This window comes from Mammaliicoccus sp. N-M50 (genome assembly GCF_022386995.1).
GTDB lineage: Bacteria > Bacillota > Bacilli > Staphylococcales > Staphylococcaceae > Mammaliicoccus > Mammaliicoccus sciuri_A.
On record NZ_JAJNJA010000006.1, the window covers coordinates 89101 to 101236 of the forward strand.

General features: G+C 31.9%; 14 protein-coding genes. 6 read left to right on the top strand and 8 right to left on the bottom strand.

Translation table 11 applies throughout. The annotated features are described in order from the left end of the window. Positions 1-19: 19 nt before the first annotated feature. A complete protein-coding gene (gabT, locus tag LQ622_RS10270; protein ID WP_204194508.1) occupies positions 20-1306 on the bottom strand; it encodes a 4-aminobutyrate--2-oxoglutarate transaminase in 1287 nt (428 codons plus the stop codon). A gap of 101 nt (positions 1307-1407) precedes the next feature. Between gabT and gabR the strand changes: the two genes are divergently transcribed. Beyond that, complete coding sequence (gene gabR / locus LQ622_RS10275; RefSeq protein ID WP_239762665.1) at positions 1408-2790, top strand: MocR-like transcriptional regulator GabR; 1383 nt, start codon at positions 1408-1410, stop codon at positions 2788-2790. Between the two features lie 80 nt (positions 2791-2870). On the opposite strand, the gene LQ622_RS10280 is transcribed toward gabR, so the two are convergent. Both LQ622_RS10280 and lepB read right to left on the bottom strand, forming a co-directional pair. After that, positions 2871-3881 carry an aldose epimerase family protein gene (locus tag LQ622_RS10280; RefSeq protein ID WP_204194506.1) on the bottom strand — a complete coding sequence of 337 codons (1011 nt, stop codon included), beginning with the start codon at positions 3879-3881 and terminating at the stop codon, positions 2871-2873. 62 nt (positions 3882-3943) lie between these two features. Next, positions 3944-4531: a signal peptidase I gene (gene lepB / locus LQ622_RS10285; RefSeq protein WP_025904440.1), complete on the bottom strand. Its 588-nt coding sequence runs from the start codon at positions 4529-4531 to the stop codon at positions 3944-3946. Between the two features lie 141 nt (positions 4532-4672). Here lepB and LQ622_RS10290 point away from each other — a divergent pair, with 141 nt between their 5' ends. Then, positions 4673-4921: a DUF3923 family protein gene (locus LQ622_RS10290; RefSeq protein ID WP_037590089.1), complete on the top strand. Its 249-nt coding sequence runs from the start codon at positions 4673-4675 to the stop codon at positions 4919-4921. A 90-nt stretch (positions 4922-5011) separates the two neighbouring features. Here LQ622_RS10290 and LQ622_RS10295 read toward each other — a convergent pair whose 3' ends face one another. Together LQ622_RS10295 and LQ622_RS10300 are read right to left on the bottom strand one after the other, a co-directional pair. Beyond that, complete coding sequence (locus LQ622_RS10295) at positions 5012-5173, bottom strand: hypothetical protein (RefSeq protein WP_158258743.1); 162 nt, start codon at positions 5171-5173, stop codon at positions 5012-5014. Between the two features lie 28 nt (positions 5174-5201). Beyond that, positions 5202-5357, bottom strand: coding sequence for a hypothetical protein (locus LQ622_RS10300; protein ID WP_239762664.1), 156 nt, complete (start codon positions 5355-5357; stop codon positions 5202-5204). A gap of 111 nt (positions 5358-5468) precedes the next feature. Here LQ622_RS10300 and LQ622_RS10305 point away from each other — a divergent pair, with 111 nt between their 5' ends. Beyond that, entirely contained in the window at positions 5469-5648 is a 180-nt protein-coding gene (locus LQ622_RS10305) for a VraH family peptide resistance protein (protein WP_037590087.1), read from the top strand. Between the two features lie 46 nt (positions 5649-5694). On the opposite strand, the gene LQ622_RS10310 is transcribed toward LQ622_RS10305, so the two are convergent. After that, on the bottom strand, positions 5695-6303 hold the full coding sequence (locus LQ622_RS10310) for a YIP1 family protein (protein WP_239762663.1): 609 nt from the start codon (positions 6301-6303) through the stop codon (positions 5695-5697). 1025 nt (positions 6304-7328) lie between these two features. Here LQ622_RS10310 and LQ622_RS10315 point away from each other — a divergent pair. From LQ622_RS10315 to LQ622_RS10325, 3 genes are read left to right on the top strand one after another with little or no spacing between them, the layout of a single operon-like run. Then, positions 7329-8420, top strand: coding sequence for an efflux RND transporter periplasmic adaptor subunit (locus LQ622_RS10315; protein ID WP_239762662.1), 1092 nt, complete (start codon positions 7329-7331; stop codon positions 8418-8420). Beyond that, a complete protein-coding gene (locus LQ622_RS10320) occupies positions 8417-9097 on the top strand; it encodes an ABC transporter ATP-binding protein (RefSeq protein WP_126477357.1) in 681 nt (226 codons plus the stop codon). Before LQ622_RS10315 ends, LQ622_RS10320 begins: the two co-directional genes overlap by 4 nt. After that, entirely contained in the window at positions 9094-10269 is a 1176-nt protein-coding gene (locus LQ622_RS10325) for an ABC transporter permease (protein ID WP_239775101.1), read from the top strand. Before LQ622_RS10320 ends, LQ622_RS10325 begins: the two co-directional genes overlap by 4 nt. Positions 10270-10329: 60 nt before the next feature. On the opposite strand, the gene alsE is transcribed toward LQ622_RS10325, so the two are convergent. Continuing rightward, positions 10330-11013, bottom strand: coding sequence for a D-allulose 6-phosphate 3-epimerase (gene alsE, locus LQ622_RS10330; protein WP_107565806.1), 684 nt, complete (start codon positions 11011-11013; stop codon positions 10330-10332). A 14-nt stretch (positions 11014-11027) separates the two neighbouring features. Beyond that, the gene (locus tag LQ622_RS10335; protein ID WP_239762660.1) at positions 11028-12128 is read right to left on the bottom strand and encodes a PTS fructose transporter subunit IIC; all 1101 of its coding nucleotides are present in this window, start codon (positions 12126-12128) and stop codon (positions 11028-11030) included. Positions 12129-12136: the final 8 nt, after the last annotated feature.

A 12136-nucleotide genomic window follows, 5' to 3' on the forward strand; every position in this document is an offset into this window, starting at 1 on the left:
TTTTTATTAGTCAAATTTCTTAAAGACTAGATTCTAAGATTGATAATCCTTTGTTTAATTCTTGATCTGTAATGACTAATGGTGCTAAAAATCTAATCACATTTCCGTTAATACCAGCTGATAATAATAATAAACCATTTTCATTTGCTGCTTTAACAATTTGTGACGTTTTAACTTTATCAGGTGATTGCGTTTCTGGATCAACAATTTCCATTGCGACCATTGCGCCTAATCTACGAATATCTCCTATAAATGAATGTTCTAATTTAAATGCTTCTAATCTTGATTGAATCGTTGCACCAAGTTGTTCAGCTTTAGCATTTAAGTTTTCTTCTTCAATAATTTCAATTACTTTTAATGCCGCTTCACATGCAAGTGGATTTCCTGCATATGTACCACCAATTTCGCCTGGATTTGGGCTATCGATAATTTCACTACGTCCAACAACACCACTTAATGGGAATCCTGCTGCTAGAGATTTTGATACAGTCATTAAATCTGGAATAACATCAAAATGCTCAATTGCAAATGTCTTACCAGTACGTGCAAAGCCTGTTTGAATTTCATCTGCAATAAATACAATACCATGTTCTTCACAAATATCTTTTAATGCATGGATAAATTTCTTATCTGGAATGATAAATCCACCTTCACCTTGTACTGGCTCAATCACTACACATGCCACTTCTGAAGGATCCACTGTTGCGATAAAGAAATTCTTCAAATCTTTAATGACTGAATCTATGTATGCCTCATCACTTAATCCTTCAGGTTTATCTGCTAAATAAGGATATGGTGCTTGATATACTTCTGGTGCAAATGGGCCAAACCCAAATTTGTATGGTCTTACTTTACTTGTCATAGACATTGTTAAATTTGTTCTACCATGAAAACCTCTAATAAATGATACAACTTGTTGTCTACCTGTATATTTTCTAGCGATTTTCACAGCGTTTTCTACTGCTTCTGCACCAGAATTTAGTAATACTGTTTTCTTTTTATGGTCACCTGGTGTAATTTCTGCTAATTTCTCTGCTAATTTAATATAGCTTTCATACATAATCACATTGAAACCAGGTAAAATAAATCTTTCAAGCTCGTTTTTTAAATGTTCAGTTATTTTAGGATGTGAATGACCAACGTTTAATGTTCCGATTGCTCCTGCAAAGTCAATCCACTCTGTACCGTCTTTATCTGTAACTGTTGCCCCTTTTGCAAAATCAGCAATATGTGTATTACCATTACTGACACCTCTTGCTACATATTCGTTACGTAAAGATTCTAATTGTTCTTGAGTCTTACCCATCAAAATCCCTCCTATTGTTTATTTAGTACATATTAAAAAAAGATTGGTATAATGAAAAGTACCAGTTTTTAATTTTTAATAGTACCAGAGGGGCGAACGATATGACTCAAACTTACAAATATAGAGAAATTTATCTCAAATTAAAACAAGATATACTCTCTCAGAAATATAACAGTCACGAAAAATTACCATCTAAAAGACAACTTTCAATCGATCAAAATGTCAGTATTAACACTGTTAAGAATGCTTATGAACAACTTTTTGCTGAGGGTTATATTTACACAAAGGAAAGACAAGGTTACTTTGTTGAAGCATTAAATAAGTTAATCATTCAAGATCAACATATTACGCAACCTTTAAACAATAGCCCAACTCAAATTAAATCTTCATATCGTTATTCTTTATCGCATATGACAACCGATATCTCACAATTTCCAATAGACTTATGGTCAAAATATGTGAAAGAAGCTTTTCACCTTTTCAAACATGAAATGTCAGAAATTCCTGTTTATAAAGGACCGCTTGAACTAAGAAAATCAATCGCTCAATTGATTTCATACAAAAGAGGTGTCGTCTGTTACCCTGAACAAATCATTGTCGGATCAGGTACAGCGAACTTACTCAGTAGCTTATTCAAAGCAATTTCAAACAATCAAAAAATTGCTATCGAAAATCCCGGCTATTCAAGGATGAGAAAGCTATTTATCGGCATGGGACAGGATGTCGTTAATATTCCACTAGACAACAAAGGATTATCTGTTGAACATGTGAAACAGGCTAAGCCTGACTTTGTCGTGACAACACCTTCACATCAATTTCCAACAGGTACGATTATGCCAATTTCAAGAAGAATTGAATTACTCAACTGGGTAACTGAACATAATAAATATATTATAGAAGACGATTATGATAGTGAATATAAATATGGTACAGACAATATTCCTTCATTATATAGTTTAGATAAGAATGAACGTGTCATATATTTGGGTACATTCGCGAAAACATTAATGCCAAGTTTGAGAATAAGCTATATGGTCTTACCCTATCCACTTTTATATAAATTCGATGCGATAACAGATACATCCATTACAGATTTAAGCTTAATCAATGCTTACGCGCTTCATTTATTTATTAAATCTGGAAACTATGAGAAATATATTCGTAAGATGCATCATACTTATACTGAAAAGAGAGAGCTTTTTCTAAAAGTATTAAAAAAAGCATTTAAAGAAGACGTCTCGATATACGACATGGAAGCAGGACTACATTTTCTAATTAATATTAAGACGGACTTAAGTTATCAAGAAATTGAACAGAAGGCGCATGACCACGATATAGAATTATATACGATTAGACGTTTCATGGCTGATGAACCTGAAAACACACCATTTAAGACACTCATTATCGGGTTTGCGAAAATAAATCGAAAAGATATCGAACCTGCTATTTTAAAATTAAAAGACATTATTTATGAAAGTCATTGATAAATAAAAAAAATACTTTCATAACCAACGCTTCTAAACAAGTTTGGTCATGAAAGTATGATTGTCTTCTATTATATATACTATTTCTTATAATTGATTTGATAACTTGTGACACTATTAAATGTGTCGCCTTTTCTTAAAATTGATGGTGCTGCTTCATTTAATAAATTAATATCATTAGGTAGTGATTGCGTTTCTAATGTAAAGCCACTATGTACGTTAATAGAGTCTTCATGATCATTCCAATCTACATCATTCAATGTAAATATGACAACTTCATTCTGATCAGTCGTCATTTCAAGTTCCAATTCATCATTCGACACTTTGAAAGTACCATCTTCTAATGTCACTGGATGATCAATACCATTAAATTGATTGATTTGTTGAAATCCACTGTCGAATATATCTTTAAAAGTTATACTATCTTTCCCAATTTCTACATTAATATTCTCTGTATCAAGAGATTCCACAATTTGATTATCTTTAAGCGGATAGAATTGAACGTTATGATGAAGTTGATGATTTTCAATAGAAGCATTTGTTTCATTCAAATTAAAATACACATGATTCATCGGATTCAATAAAGTATCTTCAGTACTCGTTGCTTCATATATAATTGTCCATTTCAAATTTGTTAAATCATATTGATGTGTTACGGTCATGTTAATATCACCTGGGAAATGATCAACTGAATGTTTCAATTCTACATGATATACAATGCGAACAATATCATCTTCATTAACAATGTCATAATCACACACTTGAGTATATAAACCGTTAGAGCCACCATGTAAATTATGAACACCATCATTTTGTTCAAGCTGATAGGATTCACCATTTAATACAAACTGACCATTTTCAATTCTTCCACCATATCTTGCAACAGTCGCACCAAAGAAATAAGGATTTTGCTCATAATATTCTATTAAATCATCACTTTCAGTCGGACCAAGGATAACGGATCTACCATCAATTTTCCAATCGACAATCCGCATACCAAAATTCGTAAATTGAATCTTTGAACGCTCATCATAGATTGTAATCAAATCTATATTCTTCTCTTTATCTAAAGTCTCAATCTCAAATGACATTAGCCTCATCCTATTCTATAAAGTGTACATGCAGTTAGTTAAAGTTTAGCATATTGTTCCAATCAATTCTCATTTACATGATCAAACGAATCAGCGTAAAAGTCATATTTCATATTATTCGTTGGTAAAATTCTTAATTTAGCTTTCCCTACAATTTGTTCGTCGGTAATGAGTCCAACATCTTGGCGACTATCGTTACTATTCAAACGATTATCACCGAGGACTAAATATTTACCTTCTGGAATTACTTTTTCACCATCAGAATTTTTTGTATCTGAAACATCAAAGTTTTCCGTTAAATACTCCGTAAATTTATGCTTTTTATTAAAATCTAAATAAGGTTCTGCAACTTTTTCATGATTAATATATAATTGATCATTCTTATAACTGACAGTGTCACCAGGTACACCTATTAATCTCTTAATATAATCCTTTTCTTCATTCGCATGAAAAATAATCACATCACCTCTATCAATCGTACCAAGCGTTTTCGAAATTTTACTAACAATCAAATTGTCTTTATCATTAAACGTAGGATACATAGACTGTCCATGCACCTCATATCTACTAAATAAAAAAGTCGTAATAAGCCACGCCACAACAATAGCAACAACGATAGACGCAACCCATTCCATTAAATTCTTAACCACTATAACCCTCCTCAAACTCATACTATTATTTACATGTTTTTCAAACGATAGCATATATTCAAGCATTCTTCCCTTTATTGCTCATTTAATATTTAAATGATAATATTACATTATTATATTATACTGAAAAGAGGTATTCTCATGAAAGTATCTTGGATATTGTGGTGGATTTTAACTATCATTGAAGTTGGTGCATTTTTAACGTTCTCAATCTTTTTATGGTTTAGAGAAGTTGATGCCACTGGAGCTGTGCAAACAACAGAAATAAAATGGTTCTCTATCGGTATCATGGCAACACTTTTTATCATTCCATTCTTAACACAACTCGTTTGGTTAATCGTCAATCTCATCACTTCTAAAAAGTTAAAAGCTCAAAATCAAAATATGTAAATATAAATTAACGATACACTCCGTCACTTTCACTTAGATAAGAGATAAAGTCATAGAGTGTATCGTTTGTTTTTAATTAAAAGAGCTATATCAATTCTTGACCCTTTTTGCTACTTTATATGCAGCTATTATAAAGAGAAATATTGAAACTCCCCATAATACTGCAGATAAATTGGTTAAACTTCCTTCTAAATTAGTTGCGATAACTGGAAGTATACCTGCTATTAATATTAATAAAATAATTTGTTTCATAAAGATTCACCCTTTAGTACATTATTCTTTATTTTGGCCATCCTAAATAAATAGCAAAGATAATAAGAACCGCACCAACAACTATAGATCCTTTATAAATATTATGTTCTTTTCTACGTTTTATGCCAACTACTACAATCACTAAACCTAATATAATTGAAAGTAACATTATATAAAAACCCATATGACACACCTCCTCATTTAGTATATTATTTTACCATAAAATGTCATAAATGGTATAATGTTATATAATCAGAAAAATAACGCTATGAAAAAAGTTTAAGGAGTGTTACGTATGAAAGTTAAAGAATTAATTAAACAAAGCTACGATGACTTATTAGAGTTAGAATTAACAAGCTATAATATAGCAGTTGTACTAGTTGCGGTTGTTGTCTTAAGTGTCTTAATCACACCTTTATTTGGAATTCCTGTCGGACTTTTAGGTGGCGCGTATTACTTAAAAAATTATAAATAATATTTAAAGCCCGTTTTCTTGAAAACGGGCTTTATTGATCAATTCATTATATACTTGCTTGAATTAAACCTATTCCAATTACGACAACAAGATAAATCACAGTCCATATTACTGCTGTCTTTCCTTTAAATCTACTTGTTGCATATAATACAACTCCAAATAAATAAGCTGCTAATAATGTTGATAAATCAAATACATCGAGATAATCATTACTTTGGCTAAATACTGCCAAACTTGTAATAGAGTGTTTAACTGGATCTAAACCAACAATTGCTATAATAGCTAAAACAATGAAATTAAAGATTGTTGTAATTAATTTTACAAACGTTGCAGCTGCAAATAAACTTGAAGCTTTCACATCAGATTTCATAATTTTTGAGATAATAAGAAAAATTAGAAATGAAAAGGCAATCCCTATAATTGGTGCTAAAATACCACCTATGTACGCAAATACTGTAGTAAATGTAGACATTTGATCAATTTCAGTTTCACTTAATCCAGCTTCTTTTAAATCAGCAGTAAGATCAGTTGTTATTGATGTAATCCATATTGAAGCAACTGATAAAATAATGACCAAAATCATATTTAACAACCACTTAGGTCGTTCTCTATAGTTGTTTAAAGTTGGTGCAAATAATAAATTTGAACGTTTCATCACTATACTCCTTTGCTTTTTGTATAATTTAAGGTTAACATTCATAAAGCATTAATAAAATAGTTAATTATATAATTAATATTCTTAAATTTTATAATCGTTATTTAATTTTTGCATAGAATATGATATTCATGTACTTCTTAAAGAACTATGCAAATTAAATATTCATATGATCACTCAACAGAAATAGACAAAATATACCAAATTATGCTATTATGTAAATGAAAAAGGCAACGTGCGGTCACACGTTGCCTGTGAGCCCGTTAAAAAGACGGTGACTGTTTCAAAAGTTAAAGTTTAATAAATTTAACCATCGAACCGATCAAAGTTAGCGATGGTTATTTTTTATGGTTATTGTTACTAATTAGTACTAAACTAATGATTGAAATAACAATCATTAGTATTTCATAATCAGTCATATTACTCCTTTCTAGGAGTTGAAACCATTATCATAGGCATCACCCCTTCATTTAAGAGATTAGCCACCATCTATCTAACTTGCTCTGTTATATTATACCAAATTCCCATTATTTGTAACATTATTTTTAGGTTGTTATAGACAAAATATTTGTATTTATTGTATAATATATGCATAAAAAGGCAACGTGCTGTCACACGTTGCCTGTGAGCCCGTCAAAAAGACGGTGGATTTTTGATTATGTTAAAAATAACCATTTAAACCTCCAAAGTTAAAAACAATTATTTTTTATGGCTATTATTACTTATTAATACTAAACCAATTTCACAGGTGTCACCCACCTTCTTTAAAAGGGGGATTCACCATATAACCATCGATTTTTCCAAAGTTAGCGATGGTTATTTTTTTGTGCTTTTTTATGGATATTTTTAATTTTACGCTCTATCAATCATGTATGATTCCACTATTGTTTGTGAATTACATAAAAAAACATGAATAATTAATTACAAATTTAATATTCTTAAATCTCATAAGTATTATTTTTTATTGTTCCTAACTGTGATAACATTTCCCATGTGAGAATAAAAATATATAGGAGTGGAATAAGTTGAAGCGTAAATTATTTTGGATAATCGGGATTATCGTTATCATTTTGTTAGTTATTGTTGCGCTTATTGTAAAACAAACGACAAATGATACAGACGATAAAAAAGACGGTTATGATACATATAAAGTTAAAAAGGAATCTCCTTTAAGTATTTCTGGTAAGGCTGCACCTACTAAAATTAAAACTTATAACAATAATGATCAGTTAGGTGAATTTGTGAGTACTGTTGTTGATGATGGTCAATCTGTTAAACAAGGTGATCAATTGATTAACTATAATGTGAATGATCAAAAGCGCCAAGGTTTACAAGATAAAGTAAATGCTGCACAAAACAAAGTGGATCAAGACTATCAAAATATAAATCAGCAACCGAACAATAATGATTTACAAAACACTTTATCTAAAGATTTAAATACATTAAGTGAAGCTAACAAGCAATTATCGCAGTACGATCGTCAAGTAAATGAAAGTATGTATGCTTCATTTGATGGTAAAGTCGAAATGGAAAATGATAATGACGCTAACAGTGGTGAAGCTATTTTAAAATTAGTCGCGAGCGAACCTCAAATCAAAACTTCTGTATCAGAATTTGATATTACTAAAATTAAAGTTGGCGATGCAGTTAATGTAACTGTGAACAGTACTGGTGAAGAAGGTAAAGGGAAAGTGACAAAGATTTCTGAATTACCTACAAGTTATAATGATAGTAACCAAAGTGAATCGATGAATACTGCTGATCCAGAAAGTGAAACAACGCAGACTTCTAATCCTGTTTCAAATAATCCAAGCATTGGAAAAGGTAATTCTAAATACCAAGTAACGATTGGTAAATTAGACATTTCTGTTCGTAGTGGTTTCTCAACTGAAGGCGAGATTCCTTTAGATACGATTAAATTACCTAAATCTGTATTAACAAAAGGTAACCATGTATTTGTTGTCGATAAAAATCATAAAGTTCATAAACGACATATTAATATTAAACGACAAAATGGTGAAATATATGTTGAGAAAGGACTTAAATCTGGAGATAAACTGATCATTTCACCTAAGAAAACATTAAATAATGGTGAAAAGGTTGAGATAGCATCATGATTAATTTAGTTAATGTGAATCGACACTTTAAAAACGGAGAAGAAACAAATCATATATTGAAAGATATTAATATATCTATTGATACAGGTGAATTTATCGCGATTATGGGCCCTTCTGGTTCAGGGAAAAGTACATTGATTAATATTTTAGGGTTTATAGATAGAGGATACACAGGTGAATATCTGTTTGATAATGAGAATTATCAACAAGTTTCAGATAATAAACTTGCCTTTATTAGAAATAAAACAGTCGGATTTGTCTTTCAAAATTTTAAATTGATACAAAATAATACGATTATGGAGAATGTTAGTATCCCCCTATTATATTCAGGAATGTCTTCAAAAGAACGTAAACTACGTGTTGAATCTGTCTTAAAAGACGTTGGAATTGCAGATAAAAAACATCTTGTACCGAATAAGTTATCGGGTGGTCAACAACAACGTGTCGCCATCGCGCGCTCGATTGTCAATAAACCTAAATTCATTATTGCTGATGAACCAACAGGTGCGCTTGATTCTCAAACTTCTAAAGATATTATGGATTTATTTGTGCGACTTAATCGTGAACAAAATACAACCATGATTATTGTTACGCATGATCGTAAAGTAGCTGAACAAGCTGATCGCGTGATACATATATTAGATGGCCGTGTTCAGCGAGAAGAGGTGATAGAATGAAGAACTTACCGAATATCATATCAGTCTCTCTCAAATCTATCATGAAGAATAAACGCCGTAACATCTTTACGATGATTGGTATTATTATCGGTATAGCTGCAGTCATTACCATTATGTCTTTAGGTAATGGTTTTAAAAAGACAGCATCTGATGAATTTGCAGATACGGGTGCGAGTAAAGGACAAGCTATGATTAGCTTCATGCCTGAAAATATGGAAGGCTCTAAAGAAAATCCATTCGACAAACAAGATATTGATCTCGTCAAACAAATAGACGGTGTCACAGATGCTAAAATTAAAGAAGATGACAGTCAAAGTTATGGGGCAAAAATGACCAATTCACAAAAGCAATCTGACATCAATATCTTTAAGAAAGACCATGTCGATAATGCATCTGAAGGTAAAGGATTAACGCAATCAGATAATGAATTGAAAGAAAAAGTCGTCACAATCGATCAAACGATCGCTAAAAAAGCGTTCAAAGGTGACGCGATTGGTAAGACGTTATTTATAGATGACCAAGGATTTAAAATTGTAGGTATTGTCAATAATCCTATGTATGAAAATACAGTAAATATGCCAAGCGAAACATTCAATCGATATATGGGCGACTTAAGTCAGGAACTTCCACAGCTTGAATTAAAAGTAGATAACGATGACAACAAAAAAGAAATTGCTAATAAGGCAGCTAAGCTCTTAAATAAAAGAGGTTCAGGTATGAGCGAAGGTAGTTATCAATATTCAGATATGGAAGAAATCATGAAAAATATCACACAAGTATTCGATGCCATTACGTACTTTGTTGCAGCAGTAGCAGGTATTTCATTATTCATTGCGGGTATAGGTGTGATGAACGTTATGTATATTTCAGTCGCTGAACGTACAGAAGAAATTGCGATAAGACGTGCGTTTGGAGCTAAAGGTCGAGACATTGAAATACAATTCTTAATAGAAAGTATCGTGCTATGTCTGATTGGAGGCATTATCGGATTAATCATAGGTATTTTGATTTCTAAACTTGTAGAAGCCGTTACGCCTGATATGGTTCAAAGTGTTGTGAGTCTAGGATCTATTTTACTTGCTGTCGGCGTTTCAACATTAATTGGTATTGTCTTTGGTTGGATACCAGCAAGATCAGCATCTAAGAAAGAATTAATAGATATTATTAAATAGTTTAAATAAAATTTAACCGCCACATGAGTTATCATTCAACTCATGTGGCGGTTTTATTCATTATACTTCAGTTAATGCATCATTAAAATCTGCTTTCATTTTATGCCATGCTTCATCGATACGTTCATCTAAACCGAATAACCCGCTTCTTCCCAATATATAAATATCTGGATTGGCTTTTTGAATTTTACTAAATGTCTTCTTATTTGAAGAACCATCCATTTCAATTAAATATTTGTATTGATGCTCGTCTCTTAACTTTCTCAATTCTACTATTTTATCTAATGTTTCATCGATAAATTTTTCTCCAGCAAATCCTGGGTCAACGGTCATAATTGTGATCTTATCTAAATATTGAATATATGGTTTAATCACTTCAATGGGTGTTTCTGGATTTAATACAATCCCTACTTTTTTACCATGATCATGAATTTTATGAATCAATCGGTAAGCAACACCATTGACGACTTCTGCATGTATACATATATAATCTGTATCTACTTTTAATAATTCATCCACCCAAAACGAAGGTTCCGTGACCATTAAATGCGCAGAAATAGGTACGTCAGAAATTTTCTTCACTTGTTCAATAAACCAAGGTGACAGTGTAATATTCGGGACATAATGACCATCCATAATATCTATATGATAAGATTCTACGTGCTGATTCAAAAATGTAATCTGCTCGCTAAATTTATCTAAGTCCATCGTCATTAATGATGGTGAAAACTTTACATTCTCCATGTGTTAAACCTCCATTAGTATACTTTAATATCGCCTAATTCTATGTCATCTTCTTCGATTTCATCGATCATTTCTTCTGATTCATTTACAGGTTTCTTAAGTAGCACAAGTACTAGAGCTGTAACAATAACATTTGCTACGATAGCGATGACGAAACCTAATGGCTGAGACATTGTTGGAATTGCTAACATGCCACCAAACGGTACTTTCGAGTCAGCGTTCATCACCATTGAAATCGCACCACCTACTGCTCCACCGATTCCTGTAGCAATAACACATCTAATAATGTCGTTTAAGACAATCGGTAAGACACCTTCAACAATTTCAATAATACCCATTGGGAATGCTGTTTTTAATGTTTCTACCTCTACTTTTTTATAAATATTTTTACGCATTAATCTTCCAATCCAATATGCAAATGCGAATCCAATTGGCGTAGCTGTGTTAACGACAATCAATGCTGTTATAGGTTCATGAATACCTTGTGCTTGTAGTGTTAATACAAAAGCAAATACTGTCTTATTAATTGGACCACCATAATCGACACTTGCTAATACACCGATGATAATGCCATAAATTAATTTAGAAGTACCACTTAGAGATTGTAAATACTCCGTCAAAATATGCGTAAATTGTGTAATTGGCGCTCCGATTACATAGACCATAATGAGTCCACCTACAAGCGAAGCAATAAATGGAATTACAAGCATCGGCATTAAACCTTTTGCCCAATTTGGCATTTTGATATATTTAATAATTAATACAACAAGATAACCTGCCAAGAAGCCACCTATTAATCCTCCGATAAAACCTGATCCAACTGCATTAGCTGTTAAACCAATAACGAGGCCAGGTGCTATACCCGGTTTATCAGCAATTGAATAAGCGATACCTGTTGCAATAACAACTGGTAACATGCCCAGTCCAACACCACCTAATGTTGCAAGTACATCCCAGAATGAATAGCCAGTCTTCGTCAAATCTGTTGATGAATCTCCACCTAACGCCATCCCAATTGCAATCATGAATCCCGCTCCACATACAACTGGAATTAAATAAGATATTGCCGTAAGTAAATGACCTTTTAAATTCAACTGATTAAAAAATGTTTTCACGTTATCTC

What these genes read in the sequence shown, in the direction of transcription:
- gabT (WP_204194508.1), bottom strand. Translation starts at nt 1,306, where the DNA reads ATGGGTAAGACTCAAGAACAATTAGAATCTTTACGTAACGAATATGTA.
- gabR (WP_239762665.1), top strand. Translation starts at nt 1,408, where the DNA reads ATGACTCAAACTTACAAATATAGAGAAATTTATCTCAAATTAAAACAA.
- LQ622_RS10280 (WP_204194506.1), bottom strand. Translation starts at nt 3,881, where the DNA reads ATGTCATTTGAGATTGAGACTTTAGATAAAGAGAAGAATATAGATTTG.
- LQ622_RS10290 (WP_037590089.1), top strand. Translation starts at nt 4,673, where the DNA reads ATGAAAGTATCTTGGATATTGTGGTGGATTTTAACTATCATTGAAGTT.
- LQ622_RS10295 (WP_158258743.1), bottom strand. Translation starts at nt 5,173, where the DNA reads ATGAAACAAATTATTTTATTAATATTAATAGCAGGTATACTTCCAGTT.
- LQ622_RS10300 (WP_239762664.1), bottom strand. Translation starts at nt 5,357, where the DNA reads ATGGGTTTTTATATAATGTTACTTTCAATTATATTAGGTTTAGTGATT.
- LQ622_RS10305 (WP_037590087.1), top strand. Translation starts at nt 5,469, where the DNA reads ATGAAAGTTAAAGAATTAATTAAACAAAGCTACGATGACTTATTAGAG.
- LQ622_RS10310 (WP_239762663.1), bottom strand. Translation starts at nt 6,303, where the DNA reads ATGAAACGTTCAAATTTATTATTTGCACCAACTTTAAACAACTATAGA.
- LQ622_RS10320 (WP_126477357.1), top strand. Translation starts at nt 8,417, where the DNA reads ATGATTAATTTAGTTAATGTGAATCGACACTTTAAAAACGGAGAAGAA.
- LQ622_RS10325 (WP_239775101.1), top strand. Translation starts at nt 9,094, where the DNA reads ATGAAGAACTTACCGAATATCATATCAGTCTCTCTCAAATCTATCATG.
- alsE (WP_107565806.1), bottom strand. Translation starts at nt 11,013, where the DNA reads ATGGAGAATGTAAAGTTTTCACCATCATTAATGACGATGGACTTAGAT.